Origin of the sequence: Chryseobacterium sp. (assembly GCF_029240215.1) — a bacterium.
Lineage (GTDB): Bacteria > Bacteroidota > Bacteroidia > Flavobacteriales > Weeksellaceae > Chryseobacterium.
On the sequence record NZ_JARBTK010000002.1, the window covers coordinates 455,139 to 479,067 of the forward strand.

Annotated in this window: 22 protein-coding genes; 7 read left to right on the top strand and 15 right to left on the bottom strand. The window is 34.8% G+C overall.

Annotation, left to right across the window (positions count from 1 at the left end; genetic code table 11):
- Positions 1–109: 109 nt before the first annotated feature.
- The 3 genes from K0R77_RS06125 to K0R77_RS06135 form a co-directional block, all read right to left on the bottom strand.
- A complete protein-coding gene (locus tag K0R77_RS06125; RefSeq protein ID WP_300349897.1) occupies positions 110–1,147 on the bottom strand; it encodes a patatin-like phospholipase family protein in 1,038 nt (345 codons plus the stop codon).
- A gap of 85 nt (positions 1,148–1,232) precedes the next feature.
- Entirely contained in the window at positions 1,233–1,733 is a 501-nt protein-coding gene (locus K0R77_RS06130) for a M15 family metallopeptidase (protein WP_300349900.1), read from the bottom strand.
- A 333-nt stretch (positions 1,734–2,066) separates the two neighbouring features.
- Complete coding sequence (locus tag K0R77_RS06135) at positions 2,067–4,820, bottom strand: fibronectin type III domain-containing protein (protein WP_300349902.1); 2,754 nt, start codon at positions 4,818–4,820, stop codon at positions 2,067–2,069.
- Positions 4,821–5,188: 368 nt separating this feature from the next.
- Between K0R77_RS06135 and K0R77_RS06140 the strand changes: the two genes are divergently transcribed.
- Positions 5,189–6,493, top strand: coding sequence for a Y-family DNA polymerase (locus tag K0R77_RS06140; protein ID WP_300349904.1), 1,305 nt, complete (start codon positions 5,189–5,191; stop codon positions 6,491–6,493).
- Between the two features lie 4 nt (positions 6,494–6,497).
- On the opposite strand, the gene K0R77_RS06145 is transcribed toward K0R77_RS06140, so the two are convergent.
- The 5 genes from K0R77_RS06145 to K0R77_RS06165 form a co-directional block, all read right to left on the bottom strand.
- Entirely contained in the window at positions 6,498–7,148 is a 651-nt protein-coding gene (locus K0R77_RS06145; protein WP_300349908.1) for a YdeI family protein, read from the bottom strand.
- Entirely contained in the window at positions 7,123–8,256 is a 1,134-nt protein-coding gene (locus K0R77_RS06150; protein WP_300349910.1) for a serine hydrolase, read from the bottom strand. The genes K0R77_RS06145 and K0R77_RS06150 overlap by 26 nt, the downstream gene beginning before the upstream one ends.
- Positions 8,257–8,475: 219 nt before the next feature.
- Positions 8,476–9,606 carry a serine hydrolase gene (locus tag K0R77_RS06155; protein WP_300349912.1) on the bottom strand — a complete coding sequence of 377 codons (1,131 nt, stop codon included), beginning with the start codon at positions 9,604–9,606 and terminating at the stop codon, positions 8,476–8,478.
- Between the two features lie 97 nt (positions 9,607–9,703).
- Complete coding sequence (locus K0R77_RS06160; RefSeq protein WP_300349914.1) at positions 9,704–11,245, bottom strand: glycine--tRNA ligase; 1,542 nt, start codon at positions 11,243–11,245, stop codon at positions 9,704–9,706.
- A complete protein-coding gene (locus K0R77_RS06165; protein WP_300349917.1) occupies positions 11,212–11,526 on the bottom strand; it encodes a hypothetical protein in 315 nt (104 codons plus the stop codon). Before K0R77_RS06165 ends, K0R77_RS06160 begins: the two co-directional genes overlap by 34 nt.
- Before the next feature lie 55 nt (positions 11,527–11,581).
- Between K0R77_RS06165 and K0R77_RS06170 the strand changes: the two genes are divergently transcribed.
- From K0R77_RS06170 to K0R77_RS06180, 3 genes are all read left to right on the top strand, one after another.
- On the top strand, positions 11,582–11,776 hold the full coding sequence (locus K0R77_RS06170; protein ID WP_300349919.1) for a DUF4177 domain-containing protein: 195 nt from the start codon (positions 11,582–11,584) through the stop codon (positions 11,774–11,776).
- A gap of 43 nt (positions 11,777–11,819) precedes the next feature.
- A complete protein-coding gene (locus tag K0R77_RS06175) occupies positions 11,820–12,515 on the top strand; it encodes a pseudouridine synthase (protein ID WP_300349922.1) in 696 nt (231 codons plus the stop codon).
- A 255-nt stretch (positions 12,516–12,770) separates the two neighbouring features.
- Positions 12,771–13,811 carry a quinone-dependent dihydroorotate dehydrogenase gene (locus K0R77_RS06180; protein WP_300349925.1) on the top strand — a complete coding sequence of 347 codons (1,041 nt, stop codon included), beginning with the start codon at positions 12,771–12,773 and terminating at the stop codon, positions 13,809–13,811.
- 82 nt (positions 13,812–13,893) lie between these two features.
- Here the strand turns inward: K0R77_RS06180 and K0R77_RS06185 are convergent, their stop codons facing one another.
- Positions 13,894–15,138 (bottom strand): DUF445 domain-containing protein, encoded by a 1,245-nt coding sequence (locus K0R77_RS06185; RefSeq protein ID WP_300349928.1) that lies wholly within the window; start codon positions 15,136–15,138, stop codon positions 13,894–13,896.
- Positions 15,139–15,281: 143 nt separating this feature from the next.
- Between K0R77_RS06185 and msrB the strand changes: the two genes are divergently transcribed.
- The 3 genes from msrB to K0R77_RS06200 all read left to right on the top strand — a co-directional run bounded on the left by msrB (position 15,282) and on the right by K0R77_RS06200 (position 17,045).
- The gene (msrB, locus tag K0R77_RS06190; RefSeq protein ID WP_300350443.1) at positions 15,282–15,767 is read left to right on the top strand and encodes a peptide-methionine (R)-S-oxide reductase MsrB; all 486 of its coding nucleotides are present in this window, start codon (positions 15,282–15,284) and stop codon (positions 15,765–15,767) included.
- Between the two features lie 126 nt (positions 15,768–15,893).
- Positions 15,894–16,649: a murein L,D-transpeptidase catalytic domain family protein gene (locus K0R77_RS06195; protein ID WP_300349930.1), complete on the top strand. Its 756-nt coding sequence runs from the start codon at positions 15,894–15,896 to the stop codon at positions 16,647–16,649.
- 18 nt (positions 16,650–16,667) lie between these two features.
- Positions 16,668–17,045, top strand: a complete 378-nt coding sequence (locus K0R77_RS06200; protein ID WP_300349933.1) for a hypothetical protein — start codon at positions 16,668–16,670, stop codon at positions 17,043–17,045.
- A 77-nt stretch (positions 17,046–17,122) separates the two neighbouring features.
- On the opposite strand, the gene fabF is transcribed toward K0R77_RS06200, so the two are convergent.
- From fabF to K0R77_RS06230, 6 genes are all read right to left on the bottom strand, one after another.
- The gene (gene fabF / locus K0R77_RS06205; protein WP_300349936.1) at positions 17,123–18,364 is read right to left on the bottom strand and encodes a beta-ketoacyl-ACP synthase II; all 1,242 of its coding nucleotides are present in this window, start codon (positions 18,362–18,364) and stop codon (positions 17,123–17,125) included.
- Positions 18,365–18,430: 66 nt separating this feature from the next.
- Complete coding sequence (locus K0R77_RS06210; RefSeq protein ID WP_300349938.1) at positions 18,431–18,856, bottom strand: PaaI family thioesterase; 426 nt, start codon at positions 18,854–18,856, stop codon at positions 18,431–18,433.
- Positions 18,857–18,864: 8 nt separating this feature from the next.
- Positions 18,865–19,467: a TetR/AcrR family transcriptional regulator gene (locus K0R77_RS06215; protein ID WP_300349940.1), complete on the bottom strand. Its 603-nt coding sequence runs from the start codon at positions 19,465–19,467 to the stop codon at positions 18,865–18,867.
- Positions 19,468–19,705: 238 nt separating this feature from the next.
- The gene (locus K0R77_RS06220; RefSeq protein ID WP_047443176.1) at positions 19,706–20,122 is read right to left on the bottom strand and encodes an OsmC family protein; all 417 of its coding nucleotides are present in this window, start codon (positions 20,120–20,122) and stop codon (positions 19,706–19,708) included.
- 91 nt (positions 20,123–20,213) lie between these two features.
- Positions 20,214–21,086, bottom strand: a complete 873-nt coding sequence (locus K0R77_RS06225; protein ID WP_300349946.1) for an AraC family transcriptional regulator — start codon at positions 21,084–21,086, stop codon at positions 20,214–20,216.
- 129 nt (positions 21,087–21,215) lie between these two features.
- Entirely contained in the window at positions 21,216–23,900 is a 2,685-nt protein-coding gene (locus K0R77_RS06230) for a TonB-dependent receptor (RefSeq protein ID WP_300349949.1), read from the bottom strand.
- Positions 23,901–23,929: the final 29 nt, after the last annotated feature.

Genomic DNA, 23,929 nt, shown 5'->3' on the forward strand with positions numbered 1-23,929 from the left:
AGCGACAAAACTTGACGTGTTAAAGTAAACTTTAAATAAATTTAAAAAAACCAGCTTTGCCAAATTATAAGCTTAATAGCTTATTTTAGTCAGTTATAATCAAAATAGCTTATATTTTATTTTTTATTAATTTCTGAACAATTTGGTTTAGGGTTTCCCTGTGATCATCAATATAACTCAATCCAGCCTGAATCAGATTTTCAATATTATTTCTTGATACATTATCCATTGCGGGAGAAGCATTTTTTAATGAAGGATTCAAACGATAATAATTTTTCTGATTTCTTAAACCTAAAGTCTGAAACATCTGGCAAAGCTGATAATCTACCGTTTCTGCATTAGCAGACATTAAAATATCAATTATAGGAGTTACCCAGCCGATTTTTCCAGCTTTCTGCATTTTCTTAAATGAATAACTTTTTGATTCTATACCGGTTCCGATGGAAACAATAATCATATCATTTACACTCGGATGATTGGCTTTCTGATGGTTTTTTAAAACCTCTGCAAAAGGAATTTTTCTTGCTTCGGCATACGCACAAAGTCCGGGATTATTGGCAAACATTCCACCATCTATAAGACTGAAAATCTGTCCGTACATCGATTTGATCTGCACCGGACTGAAATATGTCGGCGCTGCTGAAGTTGCCCTGCAAACATCTTTTACATAAAAATTATCGGTGCTTAAACTGGCTTTCCACGAATTGAAAAGTTTGGCTCTTCTGTTTTCAATATCGTAGCTTGTTATTAAACATGGTTTTATTAATTCTTTTAATTCAAGTTTTCCAAAAAAGTCATTCAGGTTTTTCTCAAGAGCTTCCTGAGAAATTTTTTCATTCAATAATCCGAAAGGATTGACAAGTCTCTCCCAAAAAGAAACCTGGAATATGTCACCACCTTTTTCAGCATACAGTTCCAATCCTTTTTGGATCGAATATTTTGCTTTTCGGTGTTCATCAGGACAAAGTATAATAGAAGCAATTAATGCTCCCGTGCTGCTTCCGGCAACCAGATCAAAATAATCTCCAAGTTTAGCACTTGGGTTATCATGAATCTGAAGTTGCTCTTCTATGTAGCGTAAAATAATGCAGGTAATAATACCTCTTATTCCGCCTCCGTCTAAAGAAAGTAGGGTTGTCTTTTTCATTTTCTCTACCGTTTTTTTGTAAACTAAAGGTAGGAGCCGGAAGCGACAGAACTTGACGTATTATAATTGGTTTATCATAATATTTCTATAAAACAACATACCCATCCTTATCTCGTTCCATCTTCAAAAGTGTTCTCCAATTCGTTTTTATCAATCCTTTTTTAGTTAAAATATTCTTTTTTTCAAAGTGGGGAAGATCTTTGAAAGTTTTCCAGTTTCCACCCCAGTTCCACCCGTGTTTTGCGAAAATTTTCACACATTCGTACCAATCAGCAACTTTATCGTTGTCCCAATCTTTTACAGTATCCCAACTTGCTGTTTTTCCGTCAATCATCATACAAATGTCAACGGCAAGACCGTAATTGTGGATGCTTTGTCCGGCTTTGGCATTGGTGACTTTTTTTTCGCTTGTAATTCTTCCGATAGCATATAGTTTTTCCTGCTCTTCAAAACTTCGCAATCCTTGTGTAATTCTCACTTTAGCTTTTCCCGTAAGTGCCTCATCACATTCTTTGATGATTTGTTTCACTTCATCTTGTACAGAAGGGTGCAGTTTTTCAATTCTTTGTAATGTTATTTTATCCATAATCATAAAAATCTTATTTGTTTCAAAAAGCAAATGTACATGCGAGATACGACAAAACTTGACGTGTTTTAAAATGTTTAATATTTTGAAAATGAGATATTTAAATATATTCTAAAATTTTAATTAAACATACTATCTATACTGAAGTTTCAGTTTTTGTATTTAAAAGATTATTAATCATGTACAATAGAAAGAATTTTATGCTTGCAGAGGTTTAAATTTTAATGAATATAATGAAAGAAGTCTTTATGATTTTTAATTTTCATTTTAAAAACAAAAAATCCAATTTGCAGAATTCACAAATTGGATTTTTAAACTGAAATTATAAGAGTTTTATTCTACAATAAGTTTTAGAGTAAATAATTTTCTGGTATGTACTTTTACAAAATATACGCCTTTTGGTAAGTTCTCATTCACTAAAGAGAATTTCTGGTCATTCACATTTTTAGTTTCATACAAAAGTTGTCCTGCAGCTGATAAAAGCTGAATTTTTTCTATAGGGTAGTCACTTTTAATAAAGGTAGGCTGCCCTGGTTTTGCAGGATTCGGATAAAGAATAACGTTTTTCTCGGTTGCACTATGAGCTTCGTTCGTGCCTAAAGTGGCACTTACAACTTCAAAAGAAACTCTGTTTGACACTTCTGTGTAAGAATCGTTGGTAAACATGACCATATAATAGTTTCCGGTTGTAGTAGGTACACCATTTACATTTCCTGTAATTGTTTTTGTACCCTGAGTTACCCCGTCAAAATAAGTGTAAGAAATGAACTGATCATTTGGGGTTTGTATGCTCTGCGGATAAATTCCGAGCCAGTCTTTGATGATTCCCGGAGAATCAGTCCATGATGCGGTGATATTTTCTCCCAATGTATAAACCGGTTTGTTGATCCAAAGATCAGTAACAATATCCCCAACTTTAAAGAATACTTTTTCGCCGATTTGTGTATAGCCATCTTCTAAAAGATAGGTTGCGTAGTAATATCCTTTTGGCAAACCTGTGAAATTCTTTGTTCCTGCAGCAGTTGTTACATAGCTCCATGCTGAAGAAGGATTTGCTGATCCGGGAACCTGTCCCATTTTATAAATTCCGATCCAGTCATTGGTCAGGTTGGGTCCGTTTGTGTAATTAATCACCACTGTTCCTCCAACAGGATATGAATTTGCTGTTGTCTGTAAAACTACTTTTGGTCCTACGTAGAAATTTTTTCTTCCTGTAATTTCTGTATATCCGTTATTGGCGAAAAAACCTGCGAAATATTGACCTTTAGTCGTCAATCCTGTATTGAAGTTTGCGGTTCCGGAAGTCTGTCCGTTTGTATATTTGTAGCTCTGCGAAGTTACAGCAGAAGGGTTTTGTCCTTTTTTGTAAATTCCAACCCAGTCTTGCTGATTTCCAGGTCCATCTGTATAAGTTGCCAGAATAGCTTCATTCTGAAGATATTCTGTTTTGTCTAAAACTAATGAAGGATTCGAAACTACACTTCCTGTTACTTCAAATTGCTTTACATCGCTCCAGTCGCTCCACTCAAGGTTCCTGTCTCTGTATCGTACTTTTACATAATATACTCCGTTGGTGATAGAATTGGCAGCAATTGTTACTTTAGTGATGTCAACTCCGGCATTTAGGTTTTTGGTAACATCAGGATTTCCCGTACCTTCTTTCCCAAACCAGTTTTCAAAGTCTCTGTAAAATTCTTTATCAATCACAGAAAAGTCTGCCGTTTTACTGATAAGGAATTGTGTTGTGTTTAAAAGTTCTGAAGTTGCTGTTGAGAAGTTGCTTCCGTTTAATGTTAATGGTAAAGTAACGGGAGCTGTAAATACGTTGGTAATACTAGGTTTTGTAGGTTTAGCTAAATTTTTATATCGGTGAAAGCTGTCTACAACAACACTGTTTTTTTGGTTATAAATACTTCCGATTGAGTAGCTTTCAACATCTACTTTACCGTTCAGTACATCCACTTCAATGATTTGGTACGTCCAGTCGGTAAGAGTTTTTTGTACATCATCAAAATCCTGCTCATTAGACATTCCCCAATATTGATCCCACGCTGTTCCACCAGAAATGATCTGATAGTTTGGTGAGTTTTTCAATTGTCCTCTGTGATACAAGTGGTGATGAGCACCAATATGCATTAGATATTTGTCTGATGCAGTAAGTATCGGTACGGCTGTATTTCGTACCCACGTGGAAATATCGCCTACATATTGCTCTGCCTGATAAGGTCTGTGACTTAAAGAGATAATCCAATCCACTGTATTATCAGTAGAAGCTGCGGTAAGAACCTGCTGAAGCCATGTCTGTTGTGCAGCTCCTGTGTGTTCCGAGCTTAAACTTACAAACAGAACATTACCGGCTTGTTGTGCATAATAATTTTCGTTTCCTGAACTTATATTTTTATAGCTCAGTTCGTCAATAAAGAAATGTGCATAGTAAGAGCTCATTCCTAAGCTTCCGTAAGTTTCATGATTTCCTACCGTGGTCTGAATAGGAAGGTAGGGCGAGAGTTTCTGATTTTTCTTAAAATGAACATTCTCATAATGATCAAGTGTACCTACATCTACCTGATCTCCTACCATAAAAGTGAGAGCAACATTGTCAGAAGGATCAGCCGTTAAACCAAATCTTTCCTTAATTTTTTTATAAGCATGAAGATTAAGAGAATCATATCTCGGCTCATTTTTAAGCTGATTGTCTCCCATGATCAGAAATCTTATTTTTCCGTTAGCGGTTACAGGCTGTCCCGGAAGGGGAAGTGTGCGAAAATTGTATACGGAGGATTCGGTAGTTCCGGTTTTAACTTTGTAGTAATATTTTGTATTAGGCTGAAGATTGGTAATCTTTGCAGTGTGATAATAATAATTGTTGTTGTAACCCGTATCAGAAAAAATGTTGGTGGTTCCGGTGACAGTTACGCCAAGATTGGTTGGTGATGTTCCATAATAGACGGTAGTCTCGTTATTGGAAGATGTTTTCCAGTTAACGATCATGGAATTTGGAGTCGGATTTTGCAGATAAGGAACTACGGTTTGTCCTAAGCATAGTTGTGCGACAAGGCAACACAGCAGGAGTAAATAATGTTTCATAAATTAGAATTAGCAGATTAGATTTTGATGTACCAAAACTAGATTCTACATATTACAGAGCTGTTACTGAACTGTTAAATTATGCTTAATAATTTGCATTGTTTTTTGATATTTTTAATGTAAATATGGTTTTCGAAAATCGCTACAAATTCCATTATGAGTAAGATTTTAACAGTTGTTTTTTAATTTTTCATGAGATCTTTATCCATAATTGTAAAAATTGCCTGCTGTTTAAAAAACCACGTATAGATCTATGATGCGACAAAACTTGACGTATTTGAAAATATTTAAAACATTGTTAATGAGTCAATTAAATATAATGTTAAAGTTTGAATTAAACATAATATTCTGTCTTAAAAGCTTTAGTTTTGTATCTTAAAACGTCTCGTTTCTCAGTCATGTATGCTTTAGTAGATTGCAATAATTTTTTTGTTTCCTGTGAAAGAACTTTGGATTCTTCATTAGAAAACAAGCCCGTTGTCGTACTTTCCAACAACGATGGATGTGTTGTGTCCCGAAGCAAAGAGGCAAAAGATCTTGGGATTACTATGGCAGCTCCCGCATTTAAATATAAAGAGCTTTTTAAACAACATGATGTGAAAAGTTTTTCTGCAAAATTTGAACTGTATAATTTTAAAAGTCAGCAAGTCATCGAGATAGCCAGTTCTTACGTTTTAGAATTTGAAACATACAGCATCGATGAATTATTTTTAAATCTCACAGGCTTTAAATATGTCAATATTCATGACTACTGTCTTAAGATTCGGAAGCGAATTCAAGATGAAGCGAATATTCCTGTGAGTATCGGTATTGCACCGACAAAAACTTTGTGTAAAGTTGCTAACAGAATCGTTAAAGAATTTCCTGAAGAGTTTCATGAAGGCATTTATATTTTAAATACTCCCGGAAAAATTGAAAAAGCTTTAAAATGGCTCAATATCGGCGATGTTTGGGGGATAGGAAGAAGACTTGCCGCAAAAATGAATGATGCCGGAGTTTATAAAGCCTGGGATTTGCTTCAGAAACCTGAAATGTGGGTTCGCAAGATCATGGGAATTCATGGCGTGAGAATGATTAATGAATTGAAAGGAATCCGCCAGTTGGAGCTGGATTCACCTTCTCCGAAAAAATCGATTGCCGTTACGCGAAGTTTCATGGAAATGTTAACCCAAAAAGACGATGTTCGTGAACGTGTTGAGACTTTTGGAATGTATTGCTCCGAAAGACTGAGAAAGCAAAATACCTGTTGCAAAATGGTGACGGTTTTTGTTCAGACCAACCGTTTCAGAAAAGATTTACCGGAATACAGAAATGCGAAAACCCAAATTTTGCCTAACCCAACCAATTCTTCGATTATTATCGGAAGAGTTGTCAATGAATTGTTTGAAGCTGTTTTTGAAGAAGGATTTCACTATAAAAAAGCAGGAGTGATCGTTAACGATTTTGTTCCTGAAGATCAACGGCTAATTAATTTGTTTGAAGAAGACACCCAAAATCAGCATTTACCTGTAATGAAAGCAATGGATGCGATGAATAAAAAGTACGGGAAAGATAAAGTACGTTTGGGGAGCATGAGCGGAAAAAATACATGGGGACGTGCTCAGATATCTCCGGAATATGAAGCTTTTTTAAAGAATAACACACTTCCTGAAGCTAATTTTAGATTCCACTAAGATTTTAGTTTAAATGTTTCTTCTCATACTTCCAGTTTCTTCCTTTGCCTTCTGCAATCCATTCTAAAGCCTGTTCCATCCTTTTGTTTCGGGTAGTTTCGGTTTTTGCATCAATGATCCACATGACATATTCTTTTCTAAAAGAAGGAGAGGCTTTTTCGAAAACTTCAGATGCTTTTTTGTTTTCATTTAAGGCAATTTTAAAATATTCCGGAACCTCAATTTCTGTTTTTGTAGGAGGTGCTTTTTTCATTGTAACGCCCATATCTGTCAGTTCCATTGCTTCTTTGATCAGTTTTTTCAGCTGAGGTTTTGAGGGCAGATCTTCAATTTTTGTAATTTTTCCTAAACTGAACATATTGCTTTTCTCCGCATCAGTTTCAATTTCCTTAATGGTTTTCATTTCCTGATGAAGCCAGAAACCCATGCTGCAATATTGTTTAAACGAAACAACAGAACAAAGGATTTTCCCTTTGTACATAAACGTCGGGAACTTCCATTTGATGGCTTCTTCTGTTTCAGGACAGAATTCATGCACGGTTTTGCGAAGGTAATTTAAGATAGGCTGAGCAAAATCCGGAGATTTCTCAATATATTCATCAACTTTTGTGTTATAGTTTTCCATTTTCTTAAGAGAATAATTGTATGGTTTCATTGACAAGAAATTTTACCTGATCCGGTCTTCCGCGATCTGTTTTAGGTAAATTATTATAACTTCCGGTTCTTACGATCACCACTTTGTGCTCCGGAACCATGATAATATATTGTCCTTGTAAACCTAAGAAATAATAATGCTTTATTGGATTGTCATTATTAATCCAAAACCCCATTCCGTAGATGTCATCAGACTTTTCGGTTGGAGTTCTCATTTTTTCAATGAAATCTAAATTCAAAATCTGCTGATCTCCCACTTTTCCATCATCTAAAAATAATTGTCCCAATTTAGCAAAATCTCTTGAGTTGGAGTGGATGCAGCAGTAGGTTTTTTCCATTCCGCTTTCGTCTACGCTCCAATCAGCGTTTTGTTCCATTCCCAAAGGAATCCAGAATTTTTCAGATAAATAGCTTGATAAAGTTTGATTGAGAGATTTCTTTAAAGAAAACCCCAATAATTGCGTCGAGCCGCTCTGGTATTCAAATCTTTCTCCAGGCTGTTCTTTGAATCTTCTTGAAAATGCAGCTTTCATGAGACTTTTCCCGTAATACGCTCTCGCATTCGGAAGAAAAGGATTTTTATAATTTTCATCCCAGTCTAGACCGGATTCCATTTGAGCTAAATTTTTCAAGGTTAAATCTTTGCCGAAAGGTTTAGTTTTAAATTCATCAAAGAGATCACAGAATTTTTCATCAATACTTTTTATTTTTCCTTCTTCAATGGCTTTTCCAAAAAGCATCACGGTGACCGCTTTTGCCATAGAAAAAGAGTTGGTCTTTGAAAGTGGAGTGTAGCCATTAAAATATTGCTCGTGAAGAAGTTTTCCATTTTTTATGACTAAAAATGAGGCAGTGTTGGAATGCAGCAAATCATCAGATATTTCTTTAGACAATTCCTTCTTATTAAAATCAGGATGCTCTTCCCAAAGTTTTGGCGAAGTCGTATGAATGATATTGCTCCGGAAAAATTTTCCGTCATCAATATTAGCACTCATTTTACCTCTGAGATAGGTTTTTGAAATTCCGCTGAACAGATAAGCGTACCCGAAAATATAGATCAGAGCGGTGAAAGCAGCAATAAAAGCAATGAAATAAAATAAAATTGTCATAGTAAACGATCTGTAACAAATTTAGAATAATTTTGAAGAGAAAGTAATAAATATACTTCGAAATGAATTATTTTCATGGTAAGTGACACTCCGAATGCATACTGTTTTGCAAACGGAACTTTTTAATTGGTTAAATAACGACAACCATTTAGAATCTATGATTCCCACGAACTAGAACGTAAAATAACACAACAAAAATAGAAAAATACCTGAATTAGACTATATCATCTTGCTAAGCTCGTCAACCAGAAATTTTACCTGAAGAGGTCTTAGTTTTTTATCAACTTCGAGTCGGTTGTAAAAACCTGTTTTCACGATTACCATTTTCTTTTCCGGTACCATAATAACAAACTGACCTAAAAACCCATAGAAAAATCTATGTTTAATCTCGTTTTCGTCATCTGACCATATTGTAAAACAGAATGCATCGTTAGCTTTTGTAGGAGTAAGCAGTTTTTTGCAGTATTCTTTACTGATAAGTTGTTTTCCTTCCCAATTGCCATTTTGCATGAGAAGCTGCCCGATTTTCGCAAAATCTCTAGGACTCGCATGAATGCAACAGAAGGTCTTTTCCATTCCTTTTTTATCGGTACTCCATTTAGCAGGAAATTCCATATCAAGAGGCTTCCAAAGCTTTTCTGAAAGATAAGCTGAGAGCTGTTTACCAATTGCTTTTCTCAAAGCGAGACCTAAAAGCTGTGGAGCAACACTTTGGTATTCATATGTTTCTCCGGGCATTTTTTTTACATCTACATTGAAAGCTTGGTCTGCCAGATCGTCAATAAAATATTGTTTAGAATTGGGTGCAAAAGGATGACGATATTCTTCTTCCCAATCCAATCCTGCCTGCATTGTCATAAGATGGCGAACTGTCAGAAATTTTCCATAACGACTGTTTTTATATTGCGGAAATATAGAAGAGATCAGTTGATCTTCAGATTGCAGGTAGCCATCATCAATAGCGCAACCGACCAAAATTGAAAGAATTCCTTTAGCCATCGAAAAAGAATTCATTAATGAAGATGAGTCATGATCTTTCCAATATTGCTCATGTACAAGTTTGCTGTCATGTACTATGATCAGTGATGAAGCACGTGTTTTTTTTAGATTTTTTAAAACGCTTTCCGAAAGTATTCCGGTATTGTATTTTTCATCTTTTTCCCACGGTTTCGGATGCAGATTAGGAACGGGATGAGAAGGGAATTTTTCCTCATCATCAATAGAAGGAGTTACAGGACCTTTTTTTAAATTAATTCCTATTGCCTTAAAAATATATCCATATCCAGAAAGATAAATTACGGCAGCTATTGCTGAGGTTCCTGCGACAACTGTAGATAATATTTTTTTCATGACTAATGGAATATTGAGCCTCTTACTTTTTACAATTCAACAAAAATAAAAAATCCCGAACTTAAAATGTCGGGATTTAGATATTTAATTAAAAATTTTATATTTTAGAAAGTAAATTTCTGAAGTTTGTTTTCTCATCAATAATTCGTCTCAGTTCAGAAACCGGAACTCTTTCCTGCTGCATCGTGTCTCTGTCTCTGATCGTAACGGTGTGATCTGTAAGAGAATCGTGATCTACTGTGATACAATATGGTGTTCCGATTGCGTCCTGTCTTCTGTAACGTTTTCCGATGGCATCTTTTTCTTCGTAGAATAAATTGAAATCATATTTCAGATCGTTGAAGATATTTTCTGCATATTCTGCTAAACCGTCTCTCTTCATTAAAGGAAGAATAGCAGCTTTAATTGGTGCTAAAGCCGGTGGTAAAGATAAAACAGTTCTTTCCGAACCGTCTTCCAGAACTTCATCTCTTAAACAATGAGAGAAAATTGAAAGGAATAATCTGTCTAAACCTACAGAAGTTTCTACAACATACGGAACATAATTTTCGTTTCTTTCAGGATCGAAAAACTGTAATTTTCTACCAGAATGTTTCTCATGCGCTTTCAAATCGAAATCTGTTCTCGAGTGAATACCTTCCAATTCTTTAAATCCGAACGGAAAATTAAACTCAATATCAGCTGCAGCATTTGCATAATGCGCCAATTTCTCATGATCATGGAATCTGTAATTTTCGTTTCCTAAACCAAGAGCCAAATGCCAGTTCAGACGTTTTTGCTTCCACTGTTCGTAGAATTCAAGTTCTGTTCCCGGAGCAACGAAGAATTGCATTTCCATTTGTTCGAATTCACGCATTCTGAAAATGAACTGTCTTGCAACGATCTCATTTCTAAATGCTTTTCCGATTTGGGCAATACCAAAAGGAAGTCTGTGACGAGAAGTTTTCTGTACATTCAGAAAATTGACAAAAATTCCCTGAGCTGTTTCTGGTCTTAAATAAAGATCCATCGCAGAATCTGCAGAAGCACCCAGCTTAGTTCCGAACATTAAGTTGAATTGTCTTACTTCCGTCCAGTTTCTTGAGCCTGTATCGGGATCAGCAATTTCCAGCTCTTCAATTAAAGATTTTACGTCTGCCAAATCTTCATTTTCTAAAGATTTTGCCAATCTTGAAAGAATTTCTGTTCTTTTTGCTCTGTATTCTAATATTTTAGGATTTGTCGCTTCAAACTGAGCTTTATCGAAAGATTCTCCGAATCTTTTTGCTGCTTTTTCAATTTCTTTATTTTCTTTATCCTCAATTTTTGCACAATAGTCTTCCACCAAAACATCTGCTCTGAAACGTTTTTTAGAATCTTTATTGTCAATCAAAGGATCATTAAAAGCATCAACGTGGCCCGAAGCTTTCCAAGTTGTAGGGTGCATCAGAATTGCTGAATCAATACCCACAATATTTTCGTTAAGCTGTACCATTGCTTTCCACCAATATTGTTTAATATTATTTTTCAGTTCTGCACCGTTCTGTCCATAATCATAAACAGCGGATAAACCGTCATAGATCTCACTCGAAGGGAAAATAAAACCATATTCTTTAGCGTGAGAAATCACTTTCTTGAAAACATCTTCTTGCTTTGCCATAATTTTTTTACGTCTGATGTGCAAAAATAGTGAAAATGTAGGAAGATGGAAGTTTTTAACAATGAAATTATTGGGAGCCGGGAACCTGCTTTCCGCTGTATCTTTTTCGCTATCGCTTTTTTCAAGCCCATTAAGAAAAAGGATGTCGCTGCAATCAGGGCTATTGAAGAAAGTCCGCCTAAAAACCATTGGTAAACCAGGTTTTGCATTTTGAATTTCAATAAGATGAAATTCCCCCCAAAAAGATAATTTTTTAAGGAGAGATGATATTTATTTTTCATTTTTATGAGTAGTTTTAACGTTCAATATTAATTGTCATTAAACTTAAAATTTAATATGAAAAAAAAATTTGAATACAAAACTGTTGTGATAAAGCCTAAAGTTAGCTTTTGGACTGTAGAATACGATCCAGTTGAAATGGACAAAACATTAAATCAGTATGGTATGGATGGCTGGGAATTGGTGGGTGTCGAAAGTAGAGAACATATGGGAACGTATTTGTTTCATTATACATTTAAACGTGAACTTTAATCACAATCTTTTCTGGTGAACAGGGTTTTCCTACTTTTGCCAAATGTTAGAAATTCTTTATCGTGACGAGCATCTTATTGCCATCAATAAACCAAGCGGATTATTGGTTCATAAATCTTTTTATTCCGGAGAGGCGGATACTTACGCTATTCAGGAGTTGAGAAAGCAGATTGGACAAAAAGTTTTTCCGGTACATCGCTTAGACCGTAAAACTTCGGGTGTTCTGCTGTTCACTTTAGATAAAGAAACTTTGAAAATCATGAGCGCTCAGTTTGCATCACGAAAAGTCAAAAAGAAATACATTGCGATTCTTCGAGGATGGACGAAAGAAGAGGAAACAATTGATTATGATTTGATTAACGAAGACGAAATAAAACAGAATGCAATCACTTATTATCATCGTTTGCAGATTTCGGAAATAGATTTGCCTTTTTTAAAGCATCAAACTTCGAGATATTGTCTGGTAGAAGCGATTCCTGAAACGGGACGATTTCATCAGTTAAGAAAACATTTTAAACATATTTTGCATCCGATTTTAGGCTGTCGTAAACACGGTTGCAATAAACAGAACAAGTTATGGCTTCAGACATTTGGTATCACAAAAATGACGCTTCACGCTCATCAGTTAATTTTTAATCATCCCATTTCTAATGAAAGAATTACGGTAAATGCCACTATCGATGATGAGTTCAAAAGAGTAGGAGCTATTTTAAGTTTTGATTTAAGTTTGTATTCTTAGCTATTTTTTACCATAATGTTTGTCATCCTGAAAGGATCTATGCGTAGTATTAGAGATTTTATGGAAAGATCCGAGTTTAGGTTCCCCCGGAAATCGAAGATTCGATGAAGTCAATGGCAAACTCTGTGTCTATTCGTGCAAAACATCCGTATAATCTTTAAGGTCAAAACCGACAATAATCTTCATTTAAATAAATTATCACATATCAAGAATTCATTAATTTTAAATTGAGTATTTTTGTAAAACTTTTTTTCAATGTACAAATCGCTGATTCGCCCGATTCTTTTTAAGTTTGATCCTGAAGAAGTACATCATTTTACTTTTTCAATGCTTAAAAATTTTAGATTTCTTACCAAATTATTCTTACCAAAACCAATTGTTGACAAGCGTCTTGAAAGAGAAGTTTTCGGATTAAAATTTAAAAATCCGGTTGGTTTAGCAGCAGGTTTCGATAAAAATGCAGTGTTATTCAACGAATTAGGCGATTTAGGATTTGGGTTTGTAGAAATTGGTACGGTTACTCCAAAAGCACAAGCTGGAAATCCTAAGAAAAGACTTTTCCGTTTAATCGAAGATGGCGGAATCATCAACAGAATGGGTTTCAACAACGACGGTTTGGAAGCTGCGATTGAAAAGCTGAAAGATAACAAAGGCAAAATCATCATCGGTGGAAACATCGGAAAAAATACCAATACAACTCCGGAAAATTATACTCAGGATTATCTGGATTGTTTCGAAGGACTCCATCCTTATGTAGATTATTTTGTGTTAAATGTGAGTTGTCCAAACGTTGGAAGCCACGCAAAATTAGAAGATGTAGAATATCTGAGAGAATTGATCACTGAAGTGAAGAAAATCAATCAGACCAAACCAACACAAAAACCAATTTTACTAAAGATTGCTCCGGATTTGAACAATCAGCAACTAGATGAAATCATTGAACTGATTGCAGATACAAAAATCGACGGAATAGTCGTTTCAAATACATCAGTTAATAGAGAAGGCTTAAAAACATCTCCTGAAGTTTTAGAAGAAATTGGAAACGGTGGTTTAAGCGGAAAACCAATTCGTGAACGAAGCACAAAAATGATCAAATATCTTTCTGATAAAAGCAACAGAGCTTTCCCAATCATCGGAGTTGGCGGAATTCATTCTGCAAAAGATGCAATCGAAAAACTTAATGCAGGTGCGAGTTTGGTTCAACTGTATACTGGATTTATTTATGAAGGGCCACAGCTGATCAACGATATTAATCAGGAACTTCTCACAAGAGCAAGTAGATTGCCAAGAAAATAATTTTTAATTTGAATATTTATAAACCCTTTCAGCGTTTAAAACGCTGAAAGGGTTGAAAGAAAGTTTAGATTCGGTATGCATTTTAGAGGAAAAAATGCGAAATTGTATAAATAATCAATCCCACCAAACCACCAACCAAAGTTCCGTTCACACGGATGAATTGCAGGTCTTTACCCACCTCTAATTCAAGCTTTTCGCTTAATTCTTTACCTTGCCAGTTTCCGACGGTCGAGCTGATGAGGTTTCCGGCTTGATGTGTGTTTTTGAGGATATATTTATAAGCAGTAACTCTTACCCAATTGTCAATTTTATTCTGAAGTTTTTCGTCGGTTTTTAAATTTTCAGAAAACTCATTCAGATTTTTAGAAATGTATTTTTTTAATGAAGATTCATTTTCCTGTAGCTCTTCGCCGAGTGTTTTTTTAATGGAAAGCCAGATGTCATTTGAATATTCATCTAATTTATCATTTTTCAGAAAGTCGTTTTTAATAGACTTGAATTCATCATTCCATTTCGGATCTTCTTTTAAGTCATTAGAAAATTCGTAAATCTTTTTTGTGATTAAAGCTCTGATTTCGTGATTGGTATCTTCCTCTACTTCACGGAAGAAATCTGAAAGCCCGCTTGCTATTTTCTCAGCAATTTTATTGTCAATAAACGAAGGGATAAAAGAATAACTTCCTTTTTTCACCCTTTCCTGAATCATGCTATCATTTTCGATGAGATATTCTTTGATCTGTTTTGAGAGATTGGTTACAATTTTCTGATGATCATTTTTGTCTAAAAGATAGATAATTCCGTTTCCAAGAATCTGGTTAAGTTGTATGGTATCAGTCATTTCACTCACCTTTTTGCTGATAAAATGGCTGACTTCAGAATCATCAAGCTTGTTAAGAATGTCTAAAACTATATCAGAAAGATTTTTAATTAAAACGTCCTGATTTCTTTCTTTTGAAAGCCATTCCCCAACGAAATTTGAGATTTTTATTTTCTGAATATAAGGACGGATTGTTTCAGGTGAAAGAAAATTTGAAACTACAAAACTTCCCAAATTGTCACCTAATTTCTGTTTGCTGTTCTCAATCAGATTCGTATGCGGAATCGGAAGTCCAAGAGGATGCCGGAAAAGAGCTGTTACGGCAAACCAATCTGCCAAAGCTCCGACCATTGCTGCTTCAGAGAAAGCACGCACATAACCTATCCAATGAGAATTATGGTTTTTCTGAAGAAGCGTTGTTACAACAAAAATGACTGCCATCAAAACGAAAAGTCCGGTGGCAAATGCTTTGTATTTATTGAGCTGTTTTCTTTTTAGTTCATCATTCATATTCTCAAATTTAGTAAATTTGGTCATGGAAACTGAAATAAAGATTGACTAAATAAAAATTCGGATTAAAATTTGCATTTCTATTCTAAAATCAAACGATCATGAAATTTTTGGTTTCAATATTTTTATTAACCTTTCTGCAGATGTGTTCGCAGACTCAAAAATCCGTCAAAATTACTCCTATGGAAAATACAGAAGCAAAAAACAATCCATATTATTCAAGAACAGACCGTACGAAACTGAATGTTTCAAATGCTGAATGGAAAAGGATTCTTCCGCCGGATCTTTATGCAATCGCAAGAGAAGCCGCCACAGAAAGACCTTTTACCGGAAAGTATAATGAGTTTGACGAATTGGGAGAATATTATTGTGCAGTTTGTGGCAATCACTTATTCAGATCAGACTCTAAATTTTCATCAACTTGCGGATGGCCAAGTTTCTTTGAGGCTGATAAACAAGGTACTGCTTACAACAGAGATTCTTCTCACGGAATGGAAAGAATTGAAGTAGTCTGCAAACGTTGTGATTCTCATTTAGGGCATGTTTTCAATGACGGTCCTGCTCCGACCGGAACACGTTATTGTATGAATTCTGTAAGTTTAGAATTTGTTCCTGATTCACAAAAATAAAAGCTTATTATCAGATAATCATTAAGTTAAACTTTCTTAAATTCAGTTAAACTTTCCGTGATTTCACGGATTGACAGTTATGTTTTTATAATTTTGTACCCGCAAATTTAATTTAACATAATATTAATGAAAGGATTTTATAGCTTATTAGGTATTGTGTATTTAATCTCAACCTCATTTTATCTTTCACCTGACAAGACTGATAATAAAGAGATTAAAAACACAAAAAAAATAGAAACATTAGTTGAAACAAAATCAGAAAAAAATACAAATAGCCTGAGTTCTTCCGAAGAACTTTATCAATCAATATCATTCGAAAATACCAACAAACTTCAATTTGATGTATTTGCAAAAGCTTTATTAGGATTTGAAAATCTCAAAAAAGCAGGAAAATTAGGACAAGAAGCGCATTTATTAACGATCTGCGATTTCTCTTTATCTTCCAATACAAAAAGACTTTGGGTGATTGATACTCAGGAAAAGAAAGTTTTATTCAATTCACTTGTTGCCCACGGAAAAAATACAGGCGAAGAATTTGCCACCAACTTTTCAAATACAGAAAGTTCGCTTCAAAGCAGCATGGGATTTTATATTACTGAGTCAACGTATAATGGTGATAACGGATATTCTTTAAAACTTTTAGGAATGGACAAAGGTTTTAATGATGCTGCTTATAAAAGAGCAGTTGTGATGCATGGAGCAGATTATGTGAGTGAAGAATTTGCAACGGTACACAAAAGAATCGGAAGAAGCTGGGGTTGTCCTGCAATTCCCAGAGCTTTGACGGAGCCAATTATCAACACCATAAAAGGAAAGAATTGTCTTTTCATTTATTATCCGGACCAGAATTATCTTTCTTCTTCGGAATGGTTAAAAGCATAATTGATATTAAAAAAGTAAATGAAGAATTCTGATTTTATAGTAGCTGTGCGATTAAAAAGTAATCCTGACGGAAGCAGTACCTTTGAAAAGGGTAAGTTGCCTACTTTAAAATCAATCAATACTTCATCTTTTTGGATAAGTAAACATACAGAAGATTGGGAAGAAGATGTTCATCCAGCTCCAAGAAAACAATATGTGGTGACTTTAAAAGGAAATGTTAGATTTAAAGTCAGTGATGGTTCTACATTTCTTATTAAACCCGGAATCATTCTTTTAGCGGAAGATACTGAAGGAGTAGGGCACAGTTGGGAAATGGAAGATGATCAGGGATGGGAAAGATTATACATTCCTATGGATGAGAATTCTAAAGATATATTTGTTTCAGATGAGATTTAATTGAATAATCTTATTAAACAACATAAAAAGCAGTCTAATATTAGACTGCTTTTTATGTTGTTTTCTCTGGCAGGAATTTATTTAAACTTTTTGAAAACCAAAGTCGCATTATGCCCTCCAAAACCGAAAGCATTGCTCAAAGCAAAATTGATATTCTTTTCTTTAGCTTCATTAAAAACAATATTAATGTCTCTCGGAATTCTCTCATCCACATGATGATTATTAATCGTTGGAGGAATGATTCCTGTCTGAATCGCTTTTATTGAAATAATCGCTTCTGCTGCTCCCGCTGCTCCCAATAAATGTCCAGTCATTGATTTGGTAGCACTGATGTCAAGATTGGTATTTCCTTTAAAGATTTTGTTGATGGCATTCAACTCAATCAAATCTCCAAGTGGAGTAGAGGTTGCATGAGGATTGATATAATTGATATCTTCTGCATTTGCTCCTGCTTCTTCCAAAGCAAGTTGCATCGCTTTTATAGCTCCTGCTCCGTCGGGATGAGGTGCTGTCATGTGATATGCATCGGCTGTCATTGCTGCTCCAACCAATTCTGCATATATTTTTGCGCCACGGGCTTTTGCATGTTCATATTCTTCAAGAACCAAAGATCCTGCACCTTCTCCCATTACAAAACCGTCTCTGTCTGCATCGTATGGACGACTTGCTGTTGCAAAGTCATCATTTCTTGTAGACATTGCTTTCATTACAGAAAATCCGCCAACCGAAGCCGGTGTAATGGCTGCTTCAGAACCACCGCTGATAATTACTTTGGCTTTACCAAGACGGATATAATTGAAAGCATCCATGATTGCCGTGTTTCCTGTGGCACATGCAGAAACGGTTGTATAGTTGATTCCCTGAAGACCAAACTTCATAGAGATCATTCCTGATGCCATGTTTGCAATAAATTTAGGAACGAAAAAAGGATTGAAACGAGGATTGCCTTCACCTTTTGCAAATTCCATTACTTCATGCTCAAAAGTCCACATTCCACCTTGTCCGGTTCCCCAGATAACGCCTGTGTCAAACGGATCCATTTTGTCAAACTCCAATCCGGAGTCCTGAATTGCTTCTGCAGATGAGTATAATGCGTATTGAGTGAAAAGGTCACTTCTTTTTATTTCGTTGTGGGTAAGATGAACTTTCGGATCAAAGTTTTTCACTTCACAGGCAAAATGAACCTTAAATTTTTCAGTATCAAAATGCGTGATCAGATCAGCTCCGCTTTTTCCGTTGATGCTGTTTTGCCAAAAATCTTCGACATTGTTTCCCAAAGGTGTAACTGCACCCATTCCCGTGATGACAACTCTTTTCATATATAGATTTTATTCTTTATTAAAGTTTAACATAATCATGCCAAAAGTAAATGGTGATTTTTATGTTTAATTATTGATTTTAAATAAATTAGAAGATCCTCTAGCAATCAGACGACTTTTATCTGCATTCCAGATTTCACATTGTGCATTTACAAATTGCTTTCCTCTTTTAAGCACTTTCGTTTCAGCAATAATGTCATCGTTTTCTTTTGCGGTTGAGAAATAATCGATCGCATTATTAATCGTTGTGATGAATGATCTTTCGTTTAAAGAAAACATCGTAGCGCCAATAATATCATCCACAATCGCTGCGGTTACACCTCCGTGAAGATTTCCCATAGGATTAAGCCATTCTGCTCTTACTTTATACTGAAATTCTATCTGTCCTTCTTCAGCCGAGATCACAATCGGATTGAGCCAGCGCATAAAAGGAGAGGGAGATTCTGTAAATTCTTTCCCGATGAACGATTGTAATTTTGCAAGTTTATCCATGGTAATATTTATGATGGAATTTTTATTTCACGATCGATGATTGATAAAACTCTGTCTAAAGCCAGATTGAGATATTTTTCATCGTCTGTAGTTTTTGAAAGCAAAATGCCGCCTTCAATCAGCATGATGAAGAGCGATGCATATTCTTCCGCATTAATTTTTTTATTAAATTCGCCACTTTCCTGACCTTTTGCAATGATTTTTGATACCGTTTTCTTCCAGTTTTCGAAAGAAATAGCCACCTGTTTTTTGAGATCCGGAAAAGTATCGTCAGATTCTGTGGCTGCATTCATGATTGGGCAGCCTCCATTTGCAAAAACGAAATGCCAGTTTTTTCTGTAAAAAGCAACAAATGCATAAAGTTTGTCCAATAAAGTTGGAAATTCATCGCCGAAAGATCTCAACAAATTTTTTCCAAGCAGACCGGAATTGAATTTATAAACTTCAATGGCTAATTCATCTCTGTTCTCGAAATTACCGTAAATGCTTCCTTTCGTCAAACCTGTAGCCTCAGAAATGTCAGATAATGATGTCCTCGTGTAACCTTTGCTGTTGAACAAGGCTGCTGTTTTTTCGATAATGAACTGTTTTGTCTTTTCTGCTTTAGACATTTTACGATAAATGTTCTGCAAATATAATAAAAATATACCAATCGGTATATTTTATTTTAAAATAAAGTCTGAGTTTAAAATTATTCTCAGACTTTATTATTTTATAACTTATACATTCAATCTGTCATTCCGTAGTAATCTATGCAAAGATTTTAAATTCAATCTCTAAAAAATTAGTTTGGATTCCTCCGGAATGAGAAAGTTGGGTTTACTTTTTGGTAAATGTTTCTTACGAATTTTAAGCTAAAGTAGCATTTAAAGTAATCTCAAAATTGAAGGCCGCACTTACCGGACAACCTTCTTCAGCAATTTTCGCATACTTTTGAAAATCTTCTTCTGAAATTCCCGGAACTTTTGCTGTTAAAGTCAATTCAGATTTTGTAATTTTTCCGATGCTTGGGTCTAAAGTGATTACTGATTTTGTGGTCAGTTCTTCTGGAGTAAAACCAGCCTGAGAAAGTTCTGCGCTCAGTTTCATGGTAAAACAACCTGCATGAGCTGCTGCCAATAATTCTTCAGGATTTGTTCCTACACCATCCTCAAAACGACTGCTGAAAGAATATTGAGTTTGATTTAAAGTTGTGCTTTGAGTTGTCAAATGACCTTTTCCTTCTTTTACGGTACCGTTCCAAACGGCTGTTGCGTTACGTTTCATAATGTTTGAATTTTTTAATGTTAAATATTAATTGCTTTTTGATGATACAAAGATATGGAGTGTAAGTTCTTAAATAAATAGATTAAAAGCATTAAATGTTGTACTTTTTTCCCGATGAATAATTTTTCTTAAAATTAATCGGTGTGCTCCCAACTTTCTGTGTGAAAAGTCTGTTGAAATACGCAGGATCTTCGTAACCCAAATCATAACCAATCTCTTTCACTGTTTTTTCGGTATAAAAAAGAAGTCTTTTTGCTTCTAGCAGAATCCTATTGATGATGTATTGGTTGGGTGATTCCAGATTTAGATTTTTAAACTTATGTGTTAATGTTTTGGGGGCAATATGAAGCATTTCTGCATAGTCAGAGACATGATGCTTTTCTCTGTAATGAATTTCCAGATAACGACTAAAATCCCTGAAAATATCTACTTCATGATGGTTTATCATCAGATTTTTTGTTTGTATATTCTGAGCTTTCCATTTTCTGGTGGCACGAATGATTATTTGTTTCAGATAGGTTCTGATCATTTCTTCAGAAGAAGAATCTTTAGACTGCAGCTCATCTTTAATATTGTCAAATAAGCTCTTGATGATCTTGTTTTCCGAATCATTAAGCTCAACTTTTGGATTTTCAAATACGTTGTGAAAAAGCAATCCATCGCAGGCAACTTCTTTATCATGGATTTGAATACAATAAAAATCTCTGTTGTAGTAAAGAAGAGATGCCTTATTTGTACTTCCTTTTTTGATATCAAGAAGTTGATAAGTAATAAAAAAAAGACTTGGAGATTCCGTTTTGTAATGATTAAAATCTACGGTCAGTTCATATCCGGCAGGCAAGTACAATACTTTAATGTATGGTTGTGATTTTATACGTTCCACACTTTCAAAATTGTTTTGTGAGAAATGTCCGAAACCAAATTTTTTATAATCGTCTTCAAAAAATAAGTTCTGCAAACTCATGCATTTTCTTTAATTGAAAGATACAAAAAAAGCATGATGCAATAAGATTAAATTATTGACATCATGCCTCGAATTTTATTTTTGAAATGAATTAATTTTAAAAAAAATCGATATTCTATAGCTTTCAAACTAGAAAGTTACATCCAGTCCTACATAGAAATTGGCTTTCATGATTGGGGCATACACCATTCCTCCGTCAAAATAATTTCCAAAAGGATTTTTGAAATCTACAATCGCATTTTTCTGAGTGTAAGAAGTCAGGTTTTCACCACCAAAATAAGCTCTGATTTTCTGGTTGAAATTTCTTGAAATCTGTGCATTCAAAACCGCATAAGATTCTGAATATGTGGGAATCTGAAACTCTTCAGGATTGCTTGAAGTGTTTGGAAGTCTCTGCTTTCCGACAACATTTAAGGTAGTGTCAAAACTCCAGAAAGCTCCTTTTGTACTTTTGTTTGTAGAATAAGCTAAGTTGACAAAACCTCTGTGCTTCGCCATAAACGGAACTTCTCTTCTTTCGCCCAGATAATCAGCCTGTACATCGTAATATTTGTAAGCCAATCTTACATCAAAGTTTTTGAAAGGAGTAAAATCCCATTGTGTCTGAAAACTGTTTGCAAAAGATTTCCCTTCTAAATTATAAAAAGTCAATTGTTGAGGTGATCTGTCAAGATCTACCAAAACCTGATCCTGAAAATCTGTTCTGAAAAAATCTGCCATTAAACTCGATTTTCTTCCGAATAATTTGAATTCCTGTTGCAAACTTGCACCGTAATTCCATGCTATTTCCGGTTTCAAACCATAAATATCTCCTCCGTTCTGAAGAATCTGAATGTTTCTGTTGGATGCAAAATACTGTTGGTTTTCAGCAAAAACGGAAGCGGTTCTGAAACCTCTTCCAGCCGATAATCTCAAAATCGTTTGCGGAGTAAAATCATATTTAAAATTCAATCTCGGTGTAAATTGGGTTCCAGCCAAATTATGGAAATCGGCTCTTGCACCTGCAACCAAAGTGTATTTCAAACCTGTCAGAGTATATTCTGCAAAAATTCCGGGAACGATTTCGTTTCTTTTAAAGTTATCCAATAAATAATTTTCATCATAAACATCGTACAAAAAGCTCGCTCCGGTTTTATATTTATGATTGGTATTTCCGATGATGCTTTCAAATATTAAATTTGAATAATATGTGTGTTGCTTTCCGGAATAATTTCTCAAACCGAAAAAGCTGTCTTGCTGATGATAGACATATTGATTCATCCAACCCAAACTCTGATAAGGTTTTCCTTTGAAAACGTAACCAGTTTTGTTCCAGATCTGAAATCTTGAAATGTCAATTCCAACACCATAATCTGTCTGATCTTCCTGATCTATTTGTTTATTGAAAGAAGTTTGTCCTGCAGTTCTTTCATCTTTTACGAAATTAATTCCAAAGTGCGAACCGAAACCTGATTTTTCTAAGTCGTTAAAATTCAACAAATAAGCTGCGTTGATTTGAGAACCTTTTGGTCTGTCGAGAAAACCGTCATCATTCATATCTGTATTTCCGAAAGTACCGTTTCCATGAAGTAAAAATGTTTGCGTCCAATGATCATTGATTGGGGCAACGTGTGTAATATTTGCTTCGGCTCTTCCGTTGAAATCTGAAAATAAATTTAAAGAAGTTTTAGGTTTATCAGAACTTTTTATCAATTCTGTATTGATTTGTCCTGTTATACTTTCGTAGCCGTTTGTAACTGTACTTCCGCCTTTTGTCAATTGAATGCTTTCAATCCAACGTCCCGGAATAAGATTTAAACCATATGCAGAAGCGATTCCTCTGATCTCAGGTAAAAGTTCTTTGGTTAAACTCGTGTATTTTTGGTCTAAACCCAACATTTTCAATTGCTTTGTTCCCGTGACAGCATTGCTGAATGATACATCAACAGTTGCGTTGGTTTCAAAACTTTCAGATAAATTGCAACATGCTGCTTTTAATAATTCTTTTGAATCGATATTAAAAACCAAACCGGCATCTTTTTTACTGATTGAAGTTGCCGCTTTTGAAGCAGTTACTTTTACTTCTTCAATATTCTTTTCGTTATCGCTTTCTTTTTTGGTTTCTTCAATATGATTTTGATGATCAGCTTCTTTACTATTTTCATCAGAATGCACTTCTGATCCTTTTTGTCCTAAAGGAATTTCTCTATCATAAAGACAACAACCAGGGAGTTTTTTATAGACAGAATCGGAAGTTTTGTACTTTTCGTTATCATGACCTACATCAGCAATTTTTTTCAGAATTTTATCTGCTGAGGTTTTTGAATTGTCAAAATTTAAAGAAACGATCTGAGTTTCAGAATTCCAGTTTGCCGAATTGGCTCCTGCATCTTTTGCTGCTTTTTCTATTCTGGCTTTGCAAGATTCACAGTTTCCTTTCACAAAAAATTCATTTTCTGCTTTAAAATGATCGTGATTTTCTGTTGCAGAAACAATTGTCTCAGCATCTCTTTCATAATGACAACAGCTTAGAAGTTTTTCGTACGTTTCGTCAGAAGTTTTAAACTTTTCATTGTCATGACCGGCATCTGCTACTTTTTTCAGAATATCATCTGTAGAAATATTTCCCGTAGTTTCTAATGTGAGTGTTTGATTGTCGATCGAATATCTTGCTGCAGAAGCTCCTGCTTTTAATGCTGTGGTTTCTATTCTTTCTTTGCACATCTCACAGTTTCCTTTCACTTGAAACTGGCTTTTATTTAAAGTTTGAGCAAAGATAAATTGTGTAAATAAGAGGAATAGGCCAAGAAATATCCTGGTAGTATATGATTTCATTGTTTAAAATTTAGATTAATTAAAAAACG

Bases quoted from the DNA above. Each gene is read 5' to 3' on its own strand.
- K0R77_RS06125 (WP_300349897.1), bottom strand. From the start codon at position 1,147: ATGAAAAAGACAACCCTACTTTCTTTAGACGGAGGCGGAATAAGAGGT.
- K0R77_RS06130 (WP_300349900.1), bottom strand. From the start codon at position 1,733: ATGGATAAAATAACATTACAAAGAATTGAAAAACTGCACCCTTCTGTA.
- K0R77_RS06135 (WP_300349902.1), bottom strand. From the start codon at position 4,820: ATGAAACATTATTTACTCCTGCTGTGTTGCCTTGTCGCACAACTATGC.
- K0R77_RS06145 (WP_300349908.1), bottom strand. From the start codon at position 7,148: ATGAAACCATACAATTATTCTCTTAAGAAAATGGAAAACTATAACACA.
- K0R77_RS06150 (WP_300349910.1), bottom strand. From the start codon at position 8,256: ATGACAATTTTATTTTATTTCATTGCTTTTATTGCTGCTTTCACCGCT.
- K0R77_RS06155 (WP_300349912.1), bottom strand. From the start codon at position 9,606: ATGAAAAAAATATTATCTACAGTTGTCGCAGGAACCTCAGCAATAGCT.
- K0R77_RS06160 (WP_300349914.1), bottom strand. From the start codon at position 11,245: ATGGCAAAGCAAGAAGATGTTTTCAAGAAAGTGATTTCTCACGCTAAA.
- K0R77_RS06165 (WP_300349917.1), bottom strand. From the start codon at position 11,526: ATGAAAAATAAATATCATCTCTCCTTAAAAAATTATCTTTTTGGGGGG.
- K0R77_RS06170 (WP_300349919.1), top strand. From the start codon at position 11,582: ATGAAAAAAAAATTTGAATACAAAACTGTTGTGATAAAGCCTAAAGTT.
- K0R77_RS06175 (WP_300349922.1), top strand. From the start codon at position 11,820: ATGTTAGAAATTCTTTATCGTGACGAGCATCTTATTGCCATCAATAAA.
- K0R77_RS06180 (WP_300349925.1), top strand. From the start codon at position 12,771: ATGTACAAATCGCTGATTCGCCCGATTCTTTTTAAGTTTGATCCTGAA.
- K0R77_RS06185 (WP_300349928.1), bottom strand. From the start codon at position 15,138: ATGAATGATGAACTAAAAAGAAAACAGCTCAATAAATACAAAGCATTT.
- msrB (WP_300350443.1), top strand. From the start codon at position 15,282: ATGTGTTCGCAGACTCAAAAATCCGTCAAAATTACTCCTATGGAAAAT.
- K0R77_RS06195 (WP_300349930.1), top strand. From the start codon at position 15,894: ATGAAAGGATTTTATAGCTTATTAGGTATTGTGTATTTAATCTCAACC.
- K0R77_RS06200 (WP_300349933.1), top strand. From the start codon at position 16,668: ATGAAGAATTCTGATTTTATAGTAGCTGTGCGATTAAAAAGTAATCCT.
- fabF (WP_300349936.1), bottom strand. From the start codon at position 18,364: ATGAAAAGAGTTGTCATCACGGGAATGGGTGCAGTTACACCTTTGGGA.
- K0R77_RS06210 (WP_300349938.1), bottom strand. From the start codon at position 18,856: ATGGATAAACTTGCAAAATTACAATCGTTCATCGGGAAAGAATTTACA.
- K0R77_RS06215 (WP_300349940.1), bottom strand. From the start codon at position 19,467: ATGTCTAAAGCAGAAAAGACAAAACAGTTCATTATCGAAAAAACAGCA.
- K0R77_RS06220 (WP_047443176.1), bottom strand. From the start codon at position 20,122: ATGAAACGTAACGCAACAGCCGTTTGGAACGGTACCGTAAAAGAAGGA.
- K0R77_RS06225 (WP_300349946.1), bottom strand. From the start codon at position 21,086: ATGAGTTTGCAGAACTTATTTTTTGAAGACGATTATAAAAAATTTGGT.
- K0R77_RS06230 (WP_300349949.1), bottom strand. From the start codon at position 23,900: ATGAAATCATATACTACCAGGATATTTCTTGGCCTATTCCTCTTATTT.